This window comes from Nocardia sp. NPDC052001, assembly GCF_040680615.1.
Classification (GTDB): domain Bacteria; phylum Actinomycetota; class Actinomycetes; order Mycobacteriales; family Mycobacteriaceae; genus Nocardia.
Window position 1 is genome coordinate 319,394 of sequence record NZ_JBFAXC010000002.1, and the last position, 22,860, is coordinate 342,253.

Sequence of the window (22,860 nt, forward strand, 5' to 3'; positions counted from 1 at the left end):
GAAATCGGTTGTGGCCCAGCTCAGTCGCGGGGCTTGGCGGTGGTCGAGCGGACCACGAGGGACGGCTCGAGATGCTGGCGCACCGGATCGGTGCGGCCGTCCTGCATGCGTTCGGTGAGTGCGCGCACCGCGAGGCGGCCGATGCTGTTGCGCGGCTGATCGATGGTGGTGAGAGCGACGTGCTGGAGCGCGGCCAGGGAGGTGTTGTCGTAGCCGACCACCGAGACGTCCTCGGGGACGCGCAGTCCCGCCTCGGCGAGCGCGGACATGGCACCGACCGCGTTGAAGTCGTTACCGCAGACCAGCGCGGTGGGAAAGTTGCTGGGAGAGAGCAGGTTCAGAAGACTGCGCACCGCCGCCGCACCGGCCTCATCGGTGTGCTCGCTGGCAATGACCATCGGCTCCAAGCCATGCCGGACCATGGCGGCGGTGTACCCCTTGCGTCGTGGCCCGGCCGCGAAGGCCGCCCCGCCGTCCAGGTGCACGATGCGCCGATGACCCAGTGCGACAAGGTGATCCACCGCCAGCGCGGCGCCCACCTCGCCATCGTCATTGACCGTGTCCACTTCGGCGAAGTTCGACCCGCGCGATACCAGCACCACCGGACACCGTTGCGCCGCATCACGAATGGACGCGGCGGGCAATACCGGTGACAGCAGAATGATCCCGCCCGGCCGGAAGGCGAGCAGGCTTGCCAGCGCCGTGCTTTCCCGGGAAGCGCTGCGCCGCCCGGTATTCAGGATGAGTTCGAGGCCCTCTTCCTGCGCAGCCTCGTCCATCCCCTCCACCACATCGGCGAAGAACGCATTGCGCAGATCGGACACCATGACCCCGACGATGTTCGAGGTCCGGCTCGCCAGCGAGCGAGCCATCAGATGCGGTTCGTAGCCGAGTTCATCGGCCGCCGCCAGCACCGCGGCGCGGCGATGCTCACTCACCTTGGGGGAGTTGCGCATGACCAGTGAGACCAGTGCGCGGGAAACGCCCGCTCGGGCGGCGACGTCTTCCATGGTCGGTCGGGTCATGCTGCACGACGGTACCGGTCCGGGCGATTGTCGGCAATAGAGCGCTCTAACGACATGTTTCGGACATTTGGATTCCTGCACAACGCCCCAGGTTGGAGCCGTATTGCATGGTCATGCACCACTTTTCGGTCACACCCGAGCTCTTGACACGCTTGTGATCGGGGTTACATTGTTGGAGCGCTCCAATAGAGGAAGCGTTTCACACGTTGGCTACCGACAGGTCTGGGAAGTGCCGATGACCGAATTGCGTATTGCCGCCGCGCCCATCTCCTGGGGCGTATGCGAAGTCCCCGCCTGGGGCTATGTCCTGGACGCGGACACCGTGCTGCCCGCCATGGCGGCCCTCGGGCTGACCGCCACCGAGTTGGGCCCGCCGGGCTATCTGCCCACCGCCCCAGCCGAACTGCGCGCGAAACTGGCCGCGCACGGACTCACCCCCGTCGGCGGATTCCTGGCCCTGGCCCTGCATCGAGAACCGAGCGCCGCCCTGGCCACCGCCCGCGAAACCGCCGCCCTCTTCGCCGCGACCGGCGCGGAAGTGCTGGTGCTGGCCGCCGCCACCGGCGAAGACGGCTACGACGCCCGCGTTCCCCTCACCGATCACGAATGGCGCACGCTCATCGACACCGCGGCGAGCATCGCCGATATCGCCGCCGAACACGGCCTGCGCACCACCCTGCACCCGCATGTGGGCACCCACGTCGAGACCGAAGCCGAGGTCCGGCGCTTCCTCGCCGATTCCGATCTGGACCTGTGCCTGGATACCGGCCACCTGGCCATCGGCGGCACCGATCCCGTGGCCCTGGCCCGGCAGTATCCGAACCGCATCGGGCACATCCACCTCAAGGACGTCCGGCTGGCCATCGCCGATGAAGTCCGCAGCGGCCGAATGGAATACAGCCGGGCCGTGCGCGAAGGCATGTATGTACCGCTCGGTCGGGGCGATGTCGATATCGCCGCGCTGGTGCACGCGGTCCGCGCGGCCGGATACACCGGCTGGTTCGTGCTCGAACAGGACACCGCCCTCAATCCCGGCGACACCGCCGTCGGTCCCGACCGAGATACCGAAGTAAGTCTGCGACACCTGGCCGAAATCGGGGCTGAACAGGCCTCCACCCGGATTTAGTGGGTTATGTGATGACAATGAAGTCCCCAGTAGCGGCCCCTCCGGGCGCGAAACACTCCGCTTCCAAGCGCTGGCGGCGACTATCGCCCTGGATCGCGGCCGCCGCCGTACTCGCCGCGTGCAGCGGCCCGGGCACCGATCAGACCGCACCCGCCCAGGCCCCCGTCGCCGTCGGCAAACTGAATTCCGTCGCGGTCGTCACGCACGGTTCCCCCGGTGACGCGTTCTGGAATGTGGTCAAGAACGGCGCGGAGGCCGCGGGCGATCAGCTCGGGGTGCGCGTGGAATACAACTCCTCGGGCGATCCGAGTCAGCAGGCCAAGCTCATCGACAATGCCGTCGCACAGGGCGTGGACGGGCTGGTCGTCTCCATGGCGAACCCGGACGCGCTGCGCACCTCCATCGAGAAGGCGGTGTCCTCGGGCATTCCCGTGGTGACCATCAACTCCGGTGAGGACAAGAGCGTCGCCTACGGCGCGATCGGCCATGTCGGCCAGAGTGAGCGCCAGGCCGGTGAGGCCGCCGGCAAACGCCTGCACGATGCCGGAAAACAGAAGATGCTCTGCGTGATTCACGAGGCCGGGAATATCGGCGCGAATGAACGCTGCGCGGGCGCGACCCAGGGCTTCGGCACCGCCGTCACCCTCCAGGTCGACATCAATAATCCCACCGATGCCCAGGCCCGCATTCGCGGTGCGCTGGAAGCGGATTCCTCCATCGACGCGGTGCTGACGCTGAATTCGCAGATCGCGGCCCGCGCGGTGGACGCGGTCCGCGAATCCAAGTCCAAGGCCGCCATCGCCACCTTCGATCTCAATGACGATGTGGTGGGCGCGATTCGGGCCGGATCGCTGCTCTTCGCGGTCGATCAGCAGCAGTACGAACAGGGCTATCTGCCGGTGGTCATGTTGAAGCTGTACCGCTCGAATCTCAATGGCGTCGGCGGCGGCCATCCGGTGCAGACCGGTCCGGCGTTCGTGGACAAGAGCAATGTCGATGTCGTCGCCGGGCTCGTCGCCCAGGGCACGCGGTAGAGGGCCGGGAGTGAATGACATGAGTGTTGCCACAACGGCTTCCGAGCCGACAACGAGTCTGCGGTCATCGCTGGTGCAGCGCCTGGTGGTGCGGCCCGAACTGGGTGCGCTGATCGGCGCGCTGGTGGTGTTCCTGTTCTTCTCGATCATCACCGATAAATTCCTGAGCGCACTGGGCGTCTCCAACTGGCTGGACGACGCGTCCACGCTCGGCATCATGGCGGTGGCGGTCGCACTGCTCATGATCGGCGGGGAGTTCGACCTCTCGGCCGGTGTGATGACGGCGTCCACCGCACTGGTGACCGCGCTGCTCGCGGTGAACGCGGGCTGGAATATCTGGCTGGCCCTCGCGGTCTCGCTGGTCTTCGCCCTCGCGGTCGGCGCGCTGAACGGCTGGGTGGTGATGCGCACCGGCCTGCCGAGCTTCATCGTCACCCTGGGCACCTTCCTGGCGTTGCAGGGCCTGAATCTCGGTGTGACCCGGTGGGTTACCGGCACCGTGCAGGTCTCGGGCATTCGCGGGGCCGACGGCTATCAGTCCGCGGGCTGGGTCTTCGCCTCCACCACCGATATCGGCGACGCGCACATTCAAGCCTCGGTGGTCTGGTGGATCGTGCTGACCGCGATCGCGGCAATAGTGTTGATGCGCACCAGATTCGGCAATTGGATCTTCGCGGTGGGCGGTGCACTGCCCAGCGCCCGCGCGGTCGGCGTCCCGGCCGCCCGCACCAAGATCATCCTCTTCATGACCACGGCCTTCGCGGGCTGGGTGGTGGGCGCGTGCAATCTGCTGCGCTTCTCCAGCGTGCAGGCCAATCAGGGTGTGGGACTGGAGTTCCAGTACATCATCGCGGCGGTGGTCGGCGGCTGCCTGCTCACCGGCGGCTTCGGTTCGGTGGTCGGTGCGGCGCTGGGCGCGCTCACCTTCGGTATGGCGCGGCAGGGCATCGTCTTCGCGGGCTGGAACAGCGACTGGTTCATGCTCTTCCTCGGCGTGCTGCTGCTCTCGGCCGTACTGGTCAACAACGAGTTCAAGAAGCGAGCGGAAAGGGTACGCCGATGACTTCGCAGGCACCCCTCATCGAAACCGTCGATATCGGAAAGAGTTACGGCGGCGTGGTGGCGCTGCACGATGTGACCATGGTGGTCAATCCCGGCGAGGTCACCTGCGTGCTGGGCGACAATGGCGCGGGTAAATCCACCCTGATCAAGATTCTGGCGGGCGTGCATCAGCACGACACCGGCGAACTCCGCATCGAAGCCAAGCCGACCCGATTGTCCTCCCCGCGTGCGGCTTTGGATCTCGGCATCGCCACCGTGTACCAGGATCTGGCCGTGGTTCCGCTCATGAGCGTCTGGCGCAATTTCGTGCTCGGCTCCGAACCCACCAAGAAGCTGGGTCCGATCCAGCTGCTGGACCGACGGCAGTCTCAGGACATCACCCGTAAAGCCTTGGAGGACATGGGAATCGAGATCCGCGATCTCGAACAGCCGGTCGGTACGCTGTCCGGCGGCCAGCGCCAATGCGTGGCCATCGCCCGCGCGGTGCATTACGGCGCGAAGGTGTTGATTCTCGATGAGCCAACGGCCGCACTGGGTGTGAAGCAGGCGGGCATCGTGCTCCGCTATGTCGTGCAGGCGCGCGACCGCGGGTTGGGCGTTGTACTCATCACCCACAATCCGCATCACGCCTACCCGGTCGGCGACCGCTTCCTGCTGTTGCAGCGCGGTGGCCAGCTCGGCTCCTATGAGAAGTCCGAGATCGACCTCTCCGAATTGACCCGACAGATGTCCGGCGGCGCGGAACTCGAAGCGCTGCAACACGAATTGCGGCGAGTGGTGTCGGAATGACCGAACTGGAAGTGCTGACCGTCGGCCGGGTCGGGGTCGACCTGTACCCCGAACAGAGCGGGGTGCCGCTGGCCAAGGTGCAGACCTTCGCCAAATTCCTGGGCGGCACCGCCACCAATGTCGCGGTGGCGGCCGCCCGGCTGGGTCGTCGCACGGCGCTGCTCACCAAGGTCGGCCCGGACGGCTTCGGCGATTTCGTGCGAGACGCGCTATCGGACTTCGGCGTCGAGAACCGCTATGTCGGCACCGCGCCGAATCTCCAGACACCGGTGGTGTTCTGCGAGCTGAACCCGCCCGCCGATCCGCCGCTGCTGTTCTATCGCGCGCCCATCGCACCGGACCTCACCCTGGTCGACACTGAGATCCCCTGGGATGTAATCGATTCCGTACCCCTGCTGTGGGTCACCGGAACCGGCGTCAGCGCCGAACCCGGCCGCACCACCCAGCGCGCCATGCTGGAGCGCCGCGACCGGCGCGGCCACACCGTCCTGGACCTGGACTACCGCCCCATGTTCTGGCCCGATGTCGACACCGCCCGCGCGGAGATCGGCTGGATGGTCGATCACGTGAATGTGGTGGTGGGCAATAGAACCGAGGTCCAGGTCGCCGTCGGCACCGCCGATCCGGACCAGGCCGCCGACCGGCTGCTCGCCCGGGGCGTCCGCCTGGCCGTGATCAAACGCGGCGCCGAAGGCGTCCTGGTCGCCACCGAATCCGAACGCTGGACCGTCCCGCCCTGCCGAGTCGAGGTCGTCTGCGGTCTCGGCGCGGGCGACGGGTTCGGCGGCGCGCTCATCCACGGCCTGCTCGCGGGCTGGGATCCACACCGCCTGGGCACCTTCGCCAATGCCGCCGGGGCGCTGGTCGCCTCCCGCCTGGCCTGCGCCGACGCCATGCCGACCGAGGCCGAGATCGAGGAGTTACTGTGCACCTGACCGATGACCGCTGGTACCGGCTGCTGCGGGCCCGAGCCACCGAACCCGAAGCGGTGCAGCGCGCCTACGCCGACCGCATTCGCCGCCCGAACCTGCTGTCGGACAAGGGAACCCTGTTCCTGGTCGCCGCCGACCATCCGGCCCGCGGCGCGCTCGGCGTCGGTGCGGACAACACCGCCATGGCGGACCGTCGCACCCTGCTGGAGCGGTTGCTCATCGCGCTCGACAATCCCGCCGTCGACGGCGTGCTCGGCTCCCCGGACATCGTCGAGGAGCTGCTGCTGCTCGAGGCCGTGCACGACAAGATCGTCATCGGCTCCATGAACCGCGGCGGCCTCGCCGGAGCGGACTGGGAGATCGACGACCGCTTCACCGGATACGACGCCGAATCCCTGGTGAAATACCGCCTCGACGGCGGAAAGATGCTGTTGCGCATGGTGGATTCGGACGCGGGCACCATTCCGACGCTGGAAGCCTGCGCCCGGGCGGTCTCCGAGCTCGCCGAGCACGGACTCATGGCCATGGTGGAACCGCTGCCGTACGGGCGTGATCCGTCCGGGTCGCTGGTCATGCATCGCGATGCCGCCTCGCTGCAACGCGCTATCACCATCGCTTCCGGCCTGGGTGTCACCTCGGCCTACACCTGGCTCAAAATACCCGCGCCGCAGGATATTTCGGCGCTCGATGCCACCACGCTGCCCGTACTGGTGCTGGGTGGCGCGCCCTCGGGTGATCCGGCGGCGGACCTGGCGTCATGGGGTTCGGCCCTCACCCACGATGTGGTGCGCGGCCTGGTCGTCGGCCGCAGCCTGCTCTATCCGCCCGATGGCGATGTGGCGGGCGCGGTGGATGCCGCCGCGAGGGTGCTCGAGGCCGCGTCATGAGCAAGCTGCACCACCGCGCCGGAACCCTCGGTGACAGAAACGATCCCGTCGCGCTGACGCCGGATGACGTGGGCTGGACCTACACCGGGCTGCGCGTACTCCGCCTGGAGGCGGGCGAATCGCGCACCGTGCACACGGGTGAGTTCGAAGCGTTCATCCTGCCCCTGTCCGGATCCTGCACCGTCCGGGTGGACGGTCTCACCTTCGAACTGGAAGGCCGGGAAACGGTTTTCACCCGCGTCACCGATTTCGCCTATGTCCCGCGCGATGCCGAGGTCGAGCTGACGACGACGCACGGCATCGAGGTCGCGCTGCCCATGGCGCGCTGCACCCGCCGCCTCGAACCCAAATACGGTCCGGCGGACAAGGTTCCGGTGGAGGTACGCGGGGCGGGCGTCGCGACTCGTCAAGTCACCGGCTTCGGCGTCCCCGGAATATGGGACCACGCCGACAAACTCAATGCCTGTGAACTCATCACCCCCGGCGGCAATTGGTCCTCCTATCCGCCGCACAAACATGACGAGGCGAGCGACTGCGAGGTCGTCAACGAGGAGATCTACTACTTCCGCATTGCCGACCGCGACGGAATCACGCCCTCGCCGAGGGGTTTCGGCATGCACCGCACCTACACCGCCGATGGCGCCCTCGACGAGAATGTCGCGGTCCGCGACGGTGATGTCTTCCTGGTCCCGCACGGCTACCACGGCCCGTGCATCGCCGCCCCCGGCTACGCCATGTACTACCTCAATGTCCTGGCAGGTCCCGCCCTCGACCGGTCCATGTCCTTCTGCGACGACCCGGACTACTCCTGGGTCCGATCGCATTGGGCCGATGAACCATTGGACCCGCGCTGCCCGGTCACCTCGCACGAAGGACGCCGCGAATGAGACTCACGACCGCACAAGCCCTGGTGGCCTGGCTGGTCGCCCAGCGCTCGGAACTGCTCGACGGCACCGAAGTGCCACTGTTCCCACATGTTTTCGCCATCTTCGGGCACGGCAATGTACTCGGGCTGGGCACCGCGCTTCAGGAACGCCGCGACGATATCCCGGTGTGGCGCGGGCATACCGAACAGGGCATGGCACTGGCCGCCGTTGGTTTGGCCAAGGCGACGCATCGGCGTCAGGTCGGCATCGCCACCTCGTCCATCGGACCGGGCGCTCTGAATATGGTTACCGCCGCCGGTGTGGCACATGCCAATCGGCTGCCGCTACTGCTGCTCCCGGGTGACACCTTCACCAGCCGCGCACCCGATCCGGTGCTCCAGCAGGTCGAGAACTTCGGTGATCCCACCGTCACCGTGAATGACGCGTTCCGTTCGGTGAGCAGGTATTTCGATCGCATCACCCGCCCCGAGCAGCTGATCGCGACGCTGCCGCAGGTGGCGCGGGTGCTGACCGATCCGGCAGAGACGGGACCGGTGACGCTCGCGCTGCCGCAGGACGTTCAGGTGGAGACCTACGATTTTCCGGACGCGCTGTTCGAACCGATGCTGCATCGCATCCCGCGCCCGCGCCCGGATCGGCGCAGCGTCTCGGAGGCGGCCGCCCGGCTGGTGGCCGCGCAACGTCCGCTGTTGATACTCGGCGGCGGCGTCCGTTACTCGGGTGCGGCCGACAGCGCCGTGAAATTCGCTGAGCGGCACGGTATTCCGATCACCGAGACCACCGCCGGACGGACACTGGTTCCGCACGATCATCCGCTCTACGCGGGCCCGCTGGGTATTACCGGTGCGGCCTCGGCGAATACCCTCGCCGCCGAAGCCGATGTCGTCCTGGCCGTCGGCACCCGTCTCCAGGATTTCACCACCGCCTCCTGGACCGTCTTCGCCGACGATGTGCGACTCATCCATATCAATGCCGCGCGCTTCGATGCCGTCAAACACGGTGCGCTCGCCGTGGTCGGTGACGCGGATGCCGCACTGGCCGAACTCGCGCTCGAAACAGGGGAGTGGCACGTCGATCCGGCCTGGACCGCCCGCGCCGCGACGGTGCGCGCGGAATGGGACGCCCATATCGACAAACTCCGCACGCCCGCGCTCGGCGCGCCCACCTATGCCCAGATCGTCGGCATGGTCAATGACCTCAGCGGGCCCGATGATTACGTGATGACGGCGTCCGGTGGCCTTCCCGGCGAACTCATCGGTGGCTGGCGCGCCACCGGCGGCGCACCCACCATGGATGTCGAATACGGTTTCTCCTGTATGGGATACGAACTGTCGGGCGCGTGGGGCGCTGCCATCGCGCATCGCGGCCTGGTCACCACCATGCTCGGCGACGGCTCCTATCTGATGCTCAATTCCGAACTGTTCTCCGCGGCGTTCGCGGGTCATCCGCTGGTGGCGGTGGTGTGCGATAACGACGGCTACGCGGTGATCGCGCGGCTGCAGGAAGGGCAGGGCGCGGAGCCGTTCAATAACTTCTATGCCGATTGCCGCAGCAATCACGATATGCCGCCGCGCGTCGATTTCGCCGCGCACGCTCGCGCGCTGGGCTGTGCGGTGTTCACCGCGGGCGAACCCGCGGAATTCCGCGATGCGTACGCCCGCGCCCGGGCCACCGCCGTCGCGGAGAAGCGTCCGGCCGTGCTCGTGGTGCACACCCAGCCGTCGTCGTGGACCGAATCCGGGGCGTGGTGGGAAGTCGGTGTGCCAGAGCATCTCTCGGGTCGTGCCGCCTATGAGCAGGAGAAACCGGGCCAACTCCGCTATACCCGCGCCCACTGATCCGGACCCCGCGCGCGGCGCACCCGAGCAATCCGGTCATACCGGCACTCGCGTGACCCGCGCGGGCAATCTATGGCAGACTCGGCGCAAACGCGCAGGGCGGTCGGCAAGGAGATCGCACGCGCACGGTTGATGCGGGAGTTTGAAGGTCGCAATGGATCTCAGCGCCATTGAGCGCCAGGTGGCTACGGATAGAGCGGCCGCCCGCGACCGTTCGCCCGAAGCCGAACTGGCCCTAGCCACCACCCTGTGCGAATTGGCCCGCGGCCTCATTGCCACCAAAAGCGATCCGGCACAGCGTGATCTGTCCGCCTCGGCACTCGAACCCGCGCAGGAGGCCGTACTGCTGCGGCTGCGCTGGCTCACCGCCGGACATGTGAACGCCGTCTTCGCGGGGCAGGTACAGGACGCGCTGCGACTATTCGAGGAGGCCGCCCGCACCATCGGCCACCGTGAGCTGGCGACCTCCACCATTCGCAATGCGTGCAATGCGTATCGGCAGGTGGCGCACAACTATCCCAATGCCGCCGCCGTCTGCGCCGACGCGCTCGCCAAATGCGGTGTGTGGCTGCTGCGCCTGGATCCCAATGCCGCGGTCGCGGCCAGTTCGGACGCGGTCGCCATTCGCGCCCAGCTCTTCTCCGCCGATCCGGAACAGGCCGCGCGCTATCTCTCCAGTCTCAATACCCTGCTGCGCACCCTGATGGTGGGGCGTCAGCGCAAACCGGCGATCGCCATGTATCGCGAACGCTATGCCGCGGTCACCTCACCGGCCATGGCGCAGCGGCTGCGGGAGATCCGGGTCGAGGACATCGGGTTCACCAGCAAGACCGTCACCGCGCTGCGCAAGCTCGAGGTCGCCACGCTGGAGCGCGCCGGATATCTGACCCAGCAGCAGATCCTGTACCAAACCTCCGGTGACCTGGCGACCATCGAAGAGGTCAACTGGCAGCTCGCGCTGATCGGCCTCAAACCGCTCGCCGCCGGCGCCATGCCGGATCAGCCGTCCAAGCCGATGGAGATCAGCACCTCGTTCGGCGCGCTCGGCGTGCGGTGTTCCTCGCGCAATGCCGTCACCCTGGTGCGCGCCGCCATTCTCGCGGCGTATTCGGCCGACGGGGCGCAGGCCGTGCCCAGCACCGCGTATCTCGGCGTTGATGAAAAGCATTGGAGCACACCGGACCCCGAGGCCAATCGCGCCGAACGCCTCGGTGAGGATGTCGTACTCATCGAAAAGGTTTCCGAGCACTGGGTTTCGGTGAAGAGCCTGAACTGGGAGATCGCCCCCGTCGGGAAACATCCACTGGCCCTGCGGCTTTCCCAGGAATGGCCGGTGGTCAGCGTCACCACCACCGAGAACATGTCCTACGAATTGTGCTGGTATGAGGGCGGTTCCGCCATCCAGTACGCCGCGCTCGGTCTCCCGGCGGGGCAGATTCCACTCGAAAAGCCGCTCGCCCCCTTGGATTTCAAGGCACTCGCCGAATACGGCGCGGATTACGCCTCCGAAACCCAGGTGCGGTCCGCGTTCGGCAACACCACCATGTTCACCAAACTCACCAGCCTGCCCGGCAGCGGTATCCGCCAGGCCGCCGAAGCCGGACCGCTGGCCGAACACGGGTCCAACACCCTCTACTTCCGCTCCGGGACCGAATAAACACGTATTTCTATAACAGTGATGCCGATCACTTGTGGCCGTTACCCTGTGATCACCTCGGCAGCTCGTGGCGCATCTTGATGGGTCTTCCGGTCACACGAAATGCCGTGGTCAGAAAGGCATTTCGATCATGAGTTCGACTTCGACCGCCCCCGGTCCGATAGCACCGACGCTGTTGACCGGGCTGTGGCAGCGCAAGATTCCGCACTACCCGGACAACCGTACCCGGTCCTGGTATCTCTTCCTGGTGGTGATCGTCTCGGTCGCCCTCTACTACCAGCTCTTCGTCTCGGGCGCGGTGGGCAATGAGCTCATCGCCTATTTCCACCTGTCGTTCGCGTATTTCGTCGGCATCTTCATCGCCGGTGCGGCGTTCGGCGCGGTCGCCTCGGTCATCGCCGGACTGCTGGACAGGTGGGGGCGAGCCAATATCGTCGCCTACGGCACGGTCATCTGCTCGGTACTCACCCTGGTCGCGGTACCCGCCTGCACCACCAAAGAGGCGTACCTGATCGTCTACTGCGTGATCGGCATCGTGGAAGGCGCGGTGCTGGTGGCCACCCCGGCCCTGGTGCGCGACTTCTCACCGCAGCTGGGCCGTGCCTCGGCCATGGGCTTCTGGACGCTCGGACCCGTGCTCGGCGCGCTGGTGACCACCGAGATCTCCACCCAGACGCTGTCCGCGCATCCGGATTGGCAGTTCCACTACCGGCTGTGCGGGGCCATCTGCGTGGTCATCTCCATCCTCGGTGTGGTCGGATTGCGCGAACTCAGCCCGGCGCTGCGCGATCAGATCATGGTGTCCATGCGCGATAAGGCGCTCATCGAGGCGCGCGCCCGCGGCCTGGATGTGGAGAGCCTCGAGCGCGATCAGTGGAAACAGATGATGCGCTTCAATATCGTCGGATCGGCCTTCGCCATCTCGATATTCCTGGCGTTCTTCTACACCATCGTGTCGTTCCTGCCGGTGTACATGGCGACGAACTTCGGGTTCACCGCACAGCAGGCCAATGCGATGGGCAACTGGTATTGGATCGCCAATGCGCTATCGCTGGTGCTGACCGGTATCATCTCGGACTATTTGAAGGTCCGGAAACCGTTCATGCTCTTCGGTGCCGTCATCAGCATCATCGGGGTATTCATATTCCTCGGCTATACCGATAAACCCGGTACCGATTACTACACCTTCGCCGCGGTGCTCAGTCTGATCGCGGTGGGCAGCGGTATCTGCTACGCCACCTGGATGGCCTGCTACACCGAGACGGTGGAGAACCGGAATCCGGCGGCGACGGTCGCGGGGCTCGCGGTATGGGGCGGCATTCTGCGCACGGTCGTCACCTTCGTACTGCTCGGGTTGCTGCTGGCGGTGACGGCGGCGGGCACACTGGTGAATTACGGTCCACGGCTGCAAACGATTTCGGCCAAATACCATAATGAGCTGGCAACCATTCAGAAGGTCGGCACGGACACCATGGCTCAGCTGGGAGCCAATCCGAATGACGCTGCCGCACAGGTGACCGCATTGGTGAAACTGACCGGCGCTTCGGCGGCCGATGTGCAGACCACGGTCGCGCTCAACGCCAAGTATCCGCAGGAGTTGGCCACCCTCCAGGCCATCGACCCGGCCGTGCTGACCAAGATGCTGATCAATCCGGCCGACCAGGCCAGTGCCGCCACCGCGGTCAGCCAGGTCGCGCAGAAGTTCAATATTCCGCCGGATCAGGCCATCGCCAGAATCCAAGCGGCACAGAAGGTTCCGGTGAACGATCTCGCCGTCGCCTCGCAGGTTGGTCCGCAATTGACCACGGCCAGTAATGAACTCAAGGCGGTCAGCGCTATTCCGGCCGACGATCTGACCTTCCTGTCCGACCATGCCAAGGATGCCCAGCAGGCGGCGATCGATTCGCCCAAGCAGTGGCGGACCTGGTGGTGGATCTGCCTGATCGCACAGATCGCGTTCCTGCCGTTCGTCTTCTTCATGTCCGGTTTCTGGAGCCCGAAGAAGGCTGCGGAAGCGGCGGCCGCGCACGATGAGGCCGTGTCCCGTGAGCTGGAAACACTATCCGTACGGTAATCCAGTACAGTTATTGAAGTGCAAACCAACTCCGTGGCCGCCACTTTCGACCTGCTCGGCGACCGCCTGACGCTCACCATCCTGCGTCTGGCCTTCGTCGAGCACGCCCGGCGGTTCAATCACTGGAGTGACAGGACGAACGCGCCGCCCGCCGTGCTCACCGCACGACTGGCGGCGCTCGTCGATGCCGGGGTGCTGTACCGGGATCGGGGGGAGTACCGGCTCACCGAATTGGGGCTCGGCACCTGGCAGATCCTGGTGTGCGTATGGTCCTGGCAACGGGAGTGGACAGCCGAATGGGCGCTGCTACCGGAGTTCGTGCACACCGAATGCGGGCATCGCGGGCCGCCGGTGGTCATGTGCAAGAGCTGCGGGCGCACCGTGACGCCGCATGACACCGATGTCGAATTGGATCGGGATGCGCTGTGGCACATCACCTCCGGTCGCAGGCGTTCGGCGCGCGCGGCCGCGCCCGCCGGTGACGATGCGCGCTTCGACGAGATCATGGAGGCGATCGGCGATCGCTGGAGCGCCGCGGTCACCGGGCTCGCGCTCGCGGGGGTGCGCCGTTTCTCGGAATTCCGTGCGGCACTGCATATGTCGCCGACCACGCTGACCGAACGATTGACCCGCCTGGTCGAGGCGGGCGTCCTGCATCGACCGGAAACCGATGCGCGCGAGTATCGGCTGACCCCGCGCGGGCGGGCGCTGTTCGGGGTGTTCGCTTTTCTGCTGGCCTGGGCCGATCAGGCGCATCCGGAGCCCGAGCCGGGTCTGCGAATTCACCATCGGGAGTGCGGTGCGGTATTGATTCCGGCACTGCGCTGCCGTGGTTGCGAGGCCGAATTGGTCCGGACCGACGTGCGATTCGAAGCGGCTGCCGGCCGGGTTTCGCAGGGCTGACGGCGGCCGCCGGGCCTTGACAGCTCTCGTTGAGACGCGTATCACTTCATTAACTGTAGTGAAATGTGCCGGGCCGTTCGAGCCCGGCTGCTGGAGGCGCCGCTCATGCCGCTCAATGAAGAACTCATCGCTCCCGCCGCCGAGGCGTTGACCAATCCGTACCTGGAAGGTCCGTACGCCGCGCAGTCCGACGAGATCACCGCCACCGACCTCACGGTGCTGGCCGGTGAACTGCCCGTCGACCTCGACGGGGTGTATGTGCGCAACGGCCCCAACCCGCAGTTCGCGCCGCTGGGCCGGTATCACTGGTTCGACGGGGACGGCATGCTGCACGCCGTGCACTTCGAGAACGGCCGGGCCACGTACCGCAACCGGTACATTCGCACCGCCGAATTCGATGCCGAGCGCTCGGCCGGAACCGCGCTGTGGCGCGGGGTGATCGAGCCCTGGGACGGGAATCCCGCCGGGGATCGCCGCGAACGCAATTCGGCCAATACCGATGTCATCTACCACCACGGGAATCTGCTCGCGCTCTGGTATCGCGCGGGCAAGCCGTACTCGATCGATCCGGTGAGCTTGGAGACGCGCGGGGTCGACGACTTCAACGGCACACTGCCGGGCGAGGTTTCGGCGCATGCCAAGGTCGATGAGCGCACCGAGGAATTCCTGTTCTTCGACTACGGCATCAATGCCCCGTACCTGCGCTACGGCGTCGCCGATCCGACCGGCAAGGTCACCCATTTCACCGGGCTGGAACTGCCCGGGCCGCGGCTGCCGCACGATATGGCGATCACCGAGAACTACTCCATTCTGATGGATCTGCCGCTCTACAACGATCCGCGCGCGGCCGCTGCCGGGCGATTCAAGATCTTCTTCGATCGCGAGCTGCCGAGCCGCTTCGCGGTGCTGCCGCGCTATGGCGTTGGGGCGGAAGCGAAATGGTTCGAGGCCGCGCCCGGGTACATCTATCACACGGTCAACTCGTGGGAGGAAGGCGATGAGATCGTGCTCATCGTCTGCCGGGTCACCGAACCCAGTCCGGTGTCCGATCGCGCGCATCCGCTGGCGCAGTTGCTCGCGTACCTGCGGCCCGAGGCCAAACTGCATCGGTACCGGTTCAACCTCCGCACCGGCGTCACCACCGAAACGCCCCTGGATGATGTGAACACCGAATTCCCGGCCATCGATCAGGGGATCACCGGACAGCGCGGGCGGTACTCGTATCAGATGCGCCTGTCGGTGGATCGCACCATGATCTTCGACGCGGTGATCAAATACGACTTGCTTACCGGCACAAAGGAAACCGCGCCCTTCGGCGACGGCATGTACGGCAGCGAACTCACCGTGGTGCCGCGCCCCGGCGCGCAATCCGAGGACGACGCCTACCTGACCATGTTCGCCCACAACAATCACACCGGACTGTCCGAAGTGTGGATCTACCATGCCGCCGACCTGAGCAAGGGGCCGATCTGCCGGTTGGGCATCCCCACCCGCGTACCCCTCGGCTTCCACGCCACCTGGGTCAGTGGTGATCGCATGCGCGCCGCTTCCCAGCCGATCGCCTGAAAAGGTCTGCGCCCGTGCCCGATCCACGATTGAGCGTGAGCCTGCCGTACTGGCAGGACCGCGACCCCATGGACGCTCTACTGGTGGCCGAAGCCGCCGACAAACTCGGCTACGACCGCCTCTGGCTCGGCGAAATGGCGACCTTCGACGCCTTCGCCCTCGCCACGGCGGTCGGCCAAGCGCCAGGCCGAATCCCACTGTGCATTGGACCGCTCGCGGTCGATATTCGGACTCCGGCGACCATCGCCATCGGAGTGGCCAGTGTCGCCGCCCTCACCGGCCGGGCCGTCAGTATCGCCCTCGGCACCTCGAGCACGGTCGTGGTGAAGGACTGGCACGGCCGTGAAAGACGCCGCACCGCTGTGCATTTGGAAGAGTCGGCTCGCATCGTGCGGCAGTTGCTCGACGGCGAGAAGGGCGACTTCGACGGCGAGATCGAACGTATCCGCGGCTACCGGCTGCGATTGCCCGCTCCGGGCGGGCCGGAACTGATCGTGGCGGCCTTCGGTGATCGTGCGCTGGCGGCTGCGGCGCGCACTGCCGATCGTGTAGTCCTCAATCTGGTGACACCTGCGCAGGTTGCCCGATGCGATACGCGCATAAGGGAATTCGCTGCTGAGGCCGGGCGCGCCACCCCGAACGTATCGGTGTGGGTGACAGCGGCCGGGGACCCGACGCCCGACATGCTGCATACGCTTCGGCGCGGGGTGGTCGGCTATCTGCGCGCGCCCGGGTATGACGCCATGTTCGCGGAGGCGGGCTTCGGGGAGGTGGTGCGGCTGGCACACAGCGGTGCTCATCCGCGCGAGGTACTGGCAGCCGTACCCGACGAATTGCCCGCCACCGTGGGGATGTTCGGCGACTCCGGCACACTCGCGAACCGGCTCACCGCGTACCGGGACGCCGGGGCCGACGAGGTGGTCATCGTTCCGGTGTCCACCGCGGAGGATCCGGCCGCGCACCACACCCTCGAGACCCTCGCGAGGATCGAGCATGGCTGACGCGCGGATCCGTGCCGCCTCGGGTGGGCCGGTGCGGACATCGATCGCAGACCATCGGGTCGCCGTGCCTGGAATCCATCGCGGGGACGGATCATGCGCGACGGGGCGAGCCGCCGAGCATTGGAATTCGAATGAGATCGGGGAGAGCTGCGGTGGGTGAAGCATTCATTTATGACGCGGTGCGGTTGCCTCGGGGCAGGGTGCGACGCAGCGGTGGGGCGCTGGCGGAGTTGCCGCCGTACGAGCTTCTGGGGCAACTGCTTTCAGCGCTGGGCGAGCGAGGGTGTCCGGCGGAGACAGTGGGCGACATCGTGATCGGGGTCAGTACCGCGACGGGAGAGCAGGGCGGGGATATCGCTCGGGCCGCCGCGTTGTGGGCGGGGTGGCCGGATTCGGTTCCGGGCGGGGTGGTTTCGCGGCTGTGTTGTTCGGGGCTCGATGCTGTGGAGGCCGGGGCGGCTCGGGTGGCGGCCGGGTACGCGGACCTTGTTGTCGCCGGTGGGGTGGAGTCGATGTCGCGGGTGCCGATGCTTTCGGATCGGCCCGCCATCGCGCTGGACAATGACCTCGGGGAGCGGACCGGGTTCGTCACCATCGGGGTCTCGGCGGATCTGACGGCGGGCGCGTACGGGATCACTCGACCGGAGCTGGATTCCTATGCGGTGCAATCGCATCGGAGGGCTCTCGGCGCGGAGGTTTCGTCAGCGGTGATACCGGCTCGCAAGGGCGGAACGGTGGTGCTGGACGCCGATGAAGGGGCTCGCGCGGATGCGTCGGTCGAAGCGTTTGCCGAGCTGCCCGCGTTGTTCGGGGATGACCCGTCGTGGGAGCGGGTGGCGCGCCGACTGCCGGATGCTCCGCGTCCCGTCGTCGGATTGCACACCATCGCCACCGCGCCGCAGCTCGCGGATGGCGCGTCCGCGGTGCTGATCGGCAATGCGGCGGCGGAGCGGACTCTTGGGCGAAAACCGTTGGCCGCCATTGTCGGTACCGCTCAGACGGCGGTGCGCTCACCACTGCTCACCGCTCCCGTGACCGCTGCGCGGGTGGCGTTGGAGCGGGCGGGTATTACCGCCGGAGACCTCGATGTTGTCGAGGTGAACGAATCCTTCGCTGTCACACCGCTGGTGCTGACACGCGAGCTGAATCTTGATCCGGCGCGGGTCAATCCATCGGGTGGCGCTGTCGCCGTCGGGCATCCGCTCGGCGCGACCGGCGGCATCCTCATCGCTCAGGCCCTCGACGCCCTGAATCGGTGCGACGGCGAATACGCGCTGGTGACCATCCCCGCAGCGCTCGGGCTGGGGTCCGCGGTCGTACTGCGGCGACTGTCATGAGCAAGAACTACGAGTACTAGGGAACTTCATGGCTGAATCACCCGCTCCCGCACCGCTGACCGGCGCGCGTCGGACAACCGGGACCAGACATCCGGTGCGCCAGTGTCATCCGGACGACACGGTGCGCGACTACCTGGAACAGGGCTGGTGGGAGAACGAGACGATTCCCGCGGTCTTCCGCCGTCGCGTCGCCGAAGCCCCGGATGCGCCCGCGCTGACCGATCCGGCCAATCTCGCGGAGCTGACCGGCGCTGTGCCGCGCAGTCTGACCTGGCGGGGGCTCGATGATCACGTAGTCGACATCGCGGCAGTGCTTTTCGCACAGGGCATCCGCCAGGGTGACACCGTCGCCGTACTGCTGCCCAATTCCATCGCGCTCACCGCCACCTATCTGGCGCTGTGGCGATTGGGTGCGGTCGCCACACCCATGCCCGCGTCCTATCGACGGCATGAGATATCCGGCATCGTCGCGGCGACGGCGGCCGATGCGATCATCACCGCCGGAACACTGTCCGGCCGCGAGCTCGCGGAGGAGGCGCTGTCCGTCGCGGACGGTAATGCGGCGGTGTTCGCGTTCGGCCCTGCGGTTCCGGATAAGGCTGTAGCGCTGGGTGATTCGGCTGATTCCCAGTCGCGCGATCGCTTCCGGGACTATGAAACCGCACTGCAGGTCACCGTCAACGACCGCATCACGGTGTGCTGGACCAGCGGCACCGAAGCGGCGCCCAAGGGCATCCCGCGCTGCCACGGAGATTGGCTGGCGGTGGCGCAGGGTGTTCAGGACGGTCTGGGAATCACCCCGGAGTCGGTGGTGCTCAACCCATTTCCGATGGTGAATATGGCGGGCTTCGCCGGTGCGTTCCTGCCCTGGCTGCTGGCGGGCGGGCATCTGGTGCAGCATCATCCGCTGGATCTGCCGGTATTCTTCGGTCAGATCGCCGAACATCGGGTGACGCACACCAGTATGCCGCCCGCGCTGTTGACCATGCTGTTGCAGAACGAGAGCCTGCGCGCGCACGCCGATCTGTCGTCATTGCGCACCGTGGGGTCCGGTGGTGCGCCACTGCCGCCGCCGGTGGTGCGGCGCTGGCAGGAGGAACTGGGCATTCACGTGCTCAATTTCTTCGGATCCAATGAGGGCGTGAGCCTGCTCGGCGCACCGGCCGATATCCCGGATCCGACTGTGCGCGCGCAGCATTTACCGCACTACGGTGCGCCCGGTGTGGAATGGTCCACCCGGCTGGCGGCGCGCACCGCCGTGAAACTCGTCGACGTCGTCACCGGCGAGACCGTGACCGAGCTGGGTGGGCGAGGTGAACTTCGTCTGCGTGGCCCGGCGGTATTCGGCGGATATCTGCCCGGAACCGCGAGCACTGAACCCTTCGATGACGAGGGATATCTGTGCAGCGGAGACGTTTTCGAACTCTGTGGGCCGGACGGACGCTACCTGCGCTTCGTCGATCGGGTGAAGGAGATCATCATTCGCGGCGGGATGAATATCGCCCCTGCGGAGATCGAAGGGTTGCTGTCGGATCATCCCGGCATCACCGATGTGGCGATCGTCGGCTATCCGGATGAGGTTCTCGGCGAGAAGTGTTGCGCCTTCGTGGTTCCGGCGCCCGGGGCCACCGTCACGCTCGACGATCTGGTCGCGCACCTGCGCTCCCGCGAGGTCGCCTCGTTCAAGCTGCCCGAACGCCTGGAGGTCGTGGCATCGCTGCCGCGCAATCCCGTCGGCAAGCTGCTCCGCCGCGAGCTCCGCGACCAACTCTGAACCGGTACACCACAATCCAGGAGTCATAGTGTCCGTCCATATTCTCGGCGGCAGCCAAACCGATTTCGCCGTCAATTGGCATCGCGCCGGACTCGGGTTCGACGTGCTCGTTCGTTCGGTGACCGAAGCGACGTTGGCCGAGACGGGGATCGATCCCGCGGATATCGAAGTCATCCACGTCGGCAACGCATTCGGGCAGCTCTTCACGGGGCAGGGGCAGTTGGGCGGTATGCCCGCCACCGTGCTTCCGGAGCTCTGGGGGATTCCGGCGAGCCGTCACGAAGCCGCTTGCGCCTCCGGCAGTATGGCGGTGCTGGCCGCGATGTCGGACCTGGAATCCGGGCGGTACGACTGTGCCCTGGTCATCGGTGCCGAGTTGGAGAAGACCGTCCCTGGTAATCAGGCTGCCGCGTACATGGGTGCGGCTGCTTGGAAGGGGCATGAAGCCCAGGACACGGATCTGGTGTGGCCCACCATGTTCGCCGCTGTCGCCGAAGAATATGATCGGCGATACGGATTGGATCCGGCGCATCTGCACGCCATCAGCGAGTTGAATATCGCCAATGCGCGGTTGAATCCGCTGGCGCAGACTCGTGAATGGTCATACACCCCGGATAGTTTCACCGCCGATGACACCGCGAATCCGACGGTTGCGGGGGCGTTGCGGCGTCAGGATTGCAGTCAGATGACCGACGGGGCGGCGGCGTTGATCCTCGTCTCCGATCGATTCCTGGAGCAGCACAGGGATTTACGGGCTACGAAGCATGCGGTGATCACCGGGTGGGGGCATCGGACGGCTGGGCTGTCGCTTGCGCAGAAGTTCGAGGTCGCGGTGGCGGAACCGTATGTGTTCCCGCATGTGCGGCAGACGATGCTGGATGCGCTCGGGCGGGCTGGGCTGGCCGATATCACCGATGTGGATGCGGTGGAGGTGCATGACTGTTTCTCGATGTCCGAGTACATGGCGATCGATCATCTCGGGATCACGTCGCCGGGGGAGAGTTGGAAGGCGATCGAGTCGGGGGAGATCGGTAGGGGCGGAAGTCTTCCGGTCAATCCCGGAGGTGGGCTCATCGGGATCGGGCATCCGGTGGGGGCTACTGGGGCTCGGATGTTGTTTGATGCCTATAAGCAGGTGACTGATCAGGCGGGGGACTATCAGGTTGATGGGGCTCGGAGGATCGCTACGTTGAATATTGGGGGGAGTGCCACTACCGTGGCTGGGTTTGTTGTCGAGGCTTGGGGGGTTTAAGAACAAAAGATAAAAGGACAAAAGACGCCTGGACAAAAAGAAAAGAAGGCCCGAAGGGCCTCGAGATACCGGCATGGAGCCGTACGGACTTGGCGGAGGCCGTGCGGGACATGCCTGTAGGACCGGCAGGGGGGTCCTGACGGTGGAGGCAAGTGGTGGAAGCTATTGCCGGGCTGGGCACGCCGGGCGAGGCAATACCCAGGGTCGCTGACGCATCCGCGTCGGCACACAGGCCCGAGAGGGGCGTGCGGGCAACGGTTGTGCTGCCGGGGCGGTGGCCATCAACTCGTCGGGGTGATGGAGATGGTTCACCTTCGGTGTGCGGGTCGGGTCGATGTGCGCGGGCGCGATCCACGCCGTGCGTCCCGCGAAGGGCGAATCCTTACCGAGCTTGATCGTGGTCCACCCGGTCGGGGTGTCATTGACCAGGGCGTGGCAGTGATCGCACGCCAGCGTGAGGTTCTCGATGTCGGTCGGGCCGCCTTTGGCGTACTCGGTCACGTGATGCACGGCCGCCATGCTCGCGGGTGCGGTGCAGCCGGGGCGTGTGCAACCCCGTTCGGTGGCAATCAACGCCATCCGCTGTGCCGGGTTCGCCAGGCGGGCTTCCCCGATGTGCAAAGGCATCGCGTTGCCGTCGGTCACGACAGAGAACGTCTTGCTCTTGCGGGCAGCCATTTCCAACGCGACCGCGACCGGCACCGTCCCACCGGTGGCGGTGGTCGCGACTCCGGCGGCGCGTTCCACATCGGTGATGGACATGGTCAGGATCGTGGTCACCGGGAGCCCCCGGTGTGAGCCGAGGTGTGCGGGGTGGAAGTCGGGATGCAGGAGCGCGAACAGCGCATCGTGCTGACGCTGCACGGTCGTGCGCGTATCCCGTTCGGCCGCAGCCTTCACAACCTCGGGGTCGAGGTTCTCATCGACCACGAACGGGCTTTCGGGGTCGGCCGGGTTGCACAGACCGGGCCGTGCGAGCTTGGCCAGCACTGCATCCATCGCGGCGCGGGCTTCTGGGGTCAACACCACGGTCATGGTGGACATCAAGTCGAAACCCTGTGGGCTCAACCGCATACTGCGCAAACGTGCACGGTCTGCATCATTGGTCAGGGTGCCATCGGGATCGAGGTGTCCGAGGATCCGGTCACCGATCTTGGGCAGTTGGTTCGGATTCAACGCCCGCGCGTGGCGAGCCAGGTGTTCCTCGGCGAGAGCGCGGTCTTCGACAGATACCTTGCTCGGCAGCCGGTCCATGACCTGTCGGATAACCCGGACGTGGTCGAGTCCGATCACGCCTTCTTCTTGCGCGAGCGCGGTATTGGGCATGACGGGTGCGGCGGGAATCTCGGCGGCATCGCCCACGCGCGGCCAGATCGCAGCCTGCTCGGCGCAATGCCAGCGATTCAGCGCGTCCCCGTGCGAAATCCGCAGTGTGTCTTGCAGAAACAGCGCCACGGAACCCGCTCCTGCGCGCTTGGGCAGTGACCGGGAGCAGGTCTGCACGACCAGGTCGAGTTTGAGCGCGTCGAGTTTGCGGGTGGCGGTTTCGATCTGCTGCATCAATTCGACGATGTCGTTGTCTGATACCGGAATAAGCGGCAGTGAGGCGAGGGAGTCCACCGCCGCGGACAGTGTGTTCACACTGTCCGCGATTGCGATTTTCTCCCCCGCGTTCATTCCTCTATTCTACTCGGGAAGGGTGGGTTCTGAAAGCGT

18 protein-coding genes are annotated in these 22,860 nt (G+C 66.2%); 16 read left to right on the plus strand and 2 right to left on the minus strand.

Features of this window, described 5'->3' with window-relative positions; all coding sequences use genetic code 11:
• Window positions 1-20: 20 nt before the first annotated feature.
• Window positions 21-1,025, minus strand: coding sequence for a LacI family DNA-binding transcriptional regulator (locus AB0L82_RS09745; protein ID WP_364633367.1), 1,005 nt, complete (start codon window positions 1,023-1,025; stop codon window positions 21-23).
• Window positions 1,026-1,260: 235 nt separating this feature from the next.
• On the opposite strand from AB0L82_RS09745, the gene AB0L82_RS09750 reads away from it, so the two are divergent.
• The 16 genes from AB0L82_RS09750 to AB0L82_RS09825 all read left to right on the plus strand — a co-directional run bounded on the left by AB0L82_RS09750 (window position 1,261) and on the right by AB0L82_RS09825 (window position 21,144).
• Window positions 1,261-2,151, plus strand: a complete 891-nt coding sequence (locus AB0L82_RS09750) for a TIM barrel protein (protein WP_364633369.1) — start codon at window positions 1,261-1,263, stop codon at window positions 2,149-2,151.
• Window positions 2,152-2,168: 17 nt separating this feature from the next.
• Window positions 2,169-3,185, plus strand: a complete 1,017-nt coding sequence (locus tag AB0L82_RS09755; protein ID WP_364633370.1) for a sugar ABC transporter substrate-binding protein — start codon at window positions 2,169-2,171, stop codon at window positions 3,183-3,185.
• A gap of 19 nt (window positions 3,186-3,204) precedes the next feature.
• Window positions 3,205-4,248 carry an ABC transporter permease gene (locus AB0L82_RS09760; RefSeq protein WP_364633372.1) on the plus strand — a complete coding sequence of 348 codons (1,044 nt, stop codon included), beginning with the start codon at window positions 3,205-3,207 and terminating at the stop codon, window positions 4,246-4,248.
• A complete protein-coding gene (locus AB0L82_RS09765) occupies window positions 4,245-5,036 on the plus strand; it encodes an ATP-binding cassette domain-containing protein (protein WP_364633374.1) in 792 nt (263 codons plus the stop codon). The genes AB0L82_RS09760 and AB0L82_RS09765 overlap by 4 nt, the downstream gene beginning before the upstream one ends.
• Complete coding sequence (gene iolC, locus AB0L82_RS09770; protein ID WP_364633376.1) at window positions 5,033-5,971, plus strand: 5-dehydro-2-deoxygluconokinase; 939 nt, start codon at window positions 5,033-5,035, stop codon at window positions 5,969-5,971. The genes AB0L82_RS09765 and iolC overlap by 4 nt, the downstream gene beginning before the upstream one ends.
• Window positions 5,962-6,855: an aldolase gene (locus AB0L82_RS09775; protein WP_364633378.1), complete on the plus strand. Its 894-nt coding sequence runs from the start codon at window positions 5,962-5,964 to the stop codon at window positions 6,853-6,855. Before iolC ends, AB0L82_RS09775 begins: the two co-directional genes overlap by 10 nt.
• A complete protein-coding gene (gene iolB / locus AB0L82_RS09780; protein WP_364633380.1) occupies window positions 6,852-7,742 on the plus strand; it encodes a 5-deoxy-glucuronate isomerase in 891 nt (296 codons plus the stop codon). The genes AB0L82_RS09775 and iolB overlap by 4 nt, the downstream gene beginning before the upstream one ends.
• Entirely contained in the window at window positions 7,739-9,580 is a 1,842-nt protein-coding gene (gene iolD / locus AB0L82_RS09785; RefSeq protein ID WP_364633382.1) for a 3D-(3,5/4)-trihydroxycyclohexane-1,2-dione acylhydrolase (decyclizing), read from the plus strand. Before iolB ends, iolD begins: the two co-directional genes overlap by 4 nt.
• A gap of 181 nt (window positions 9,581-9,761) precedes the next feature.
• On the plus strand, window positions 9,762-11,237 hold the full coding sequence (locus AB0L82_RS09790) for a hypothetical protein (RefSeq protein ID WP_364633384.1): 1,476 nt from the start codon (window positions 9,762-9,764) through the stop codon (window positions 11,235-11,237).
• A gap of 130 nt (window positions 11,238-11,367) precedes the next feature.
• Complete coding sequence (locus AB0L82_RS09795) at window positions 11,368-13,311, plus strand: MFS transporter (protein WP_364633386.1); 1,944 nt, start codon at window positions 11,368-11,370, stop codon at window positions 13,309-13,311.
• 18 nt (window positions 13,312-13,329) lie between these two features.
• Window positions 13,330-14,214: a winged helix-turn-helix transcriptional regulator gene (locus AB0L82_RS09800; RefSeq protein ID WP_364633388.1), complete on the plus strand. Its 885-nt coding sequence runs from the start codon at window positions 13,330-13,332 to the stop codon at window positions 14,212-14,214.
• 105 nt (window positions 14,215-14,319) lie between these two features.
• The gene (locus AB0L82_RS09805; protein ID WP_364633390.1) at window positions 14,320-15,780 is read left to right on the plus strand and encodes a carotenoid oxygenase family protein; all 1,461 of its coding nucleotides are present in this window, start codon (window positions 14,320-14,322) and stop codon (window positions 15,778-15,780) included.
• 14 nt (window positions 15,781-15,794) lie between these two features.
• Complete coding sequence (locus AB0L82_RS09810) at window positions 15,795-16,781, plus strand: LLM class F420-dependent oxidoreductase (protein ID WP_364633392.1); 987 nt, start codon at window positions 15,795-15,797, stop codon at window positions 16,779-16,781.
• A gap of 152 nt (window positions 16,782-16,933) precedes the next feature.
• A complete protein-coding gene (locus tag AB0L82_RS09815) occupies window positions 16,934-18,118 on the plus strand; it encodes an acetyl-CoA C-acyltransferase (protein WP_364633394.1) in 1,185 nt (394 codons plus the stop codon).
• Window positions 18,119-18,146: 28 nt separating this feature from the next.
• Complete coding sequence (locus AB0L82_RS09820; protein WP_364633396.1) at window positions 18,147-19,892, plus strand: class I adenylate-forming enzyme family protein; 1,746 nt, start codon at window positions 18,147-18,149, stop codon at window positions 19,890-19,892.
• 25 nt (window positions 19,893-19,917) lie between these two features.
• A complete protein-coding gene (locus AB0L82_RS09825) occupies window positions 19,918-21,144 on the plus strand; it encodes an acetyl-CoA acetyltransferase (RefSeq protein WP_364635941.1) in 1,227 nt (408 codons plus the stop codon).
• A 162-nt stretch (window positions 21,145-21,306) separates the two neighbouring features.
• Here the strand turns inward: AB0L82_RS09825 and AB0L82_RS09830 are convergent, their stop codons facing one another.
• Window positions 21,307-22,821 carry a DUF222 domain-containing protein gene (locus tag AB0L82_RS09830; RefSeq protein WP_364633398.1) on the minus strand — a complete coding sequence of 505 codons (1,515 nt, stop codon included), beginning with the start codon at window positions 22,819-22,821 and terminating at the stop codon, window positions 21,307-21,309.
• Between the last annotated feature and the right edge of the window lie 39 nt (window positions 22,822-22,860).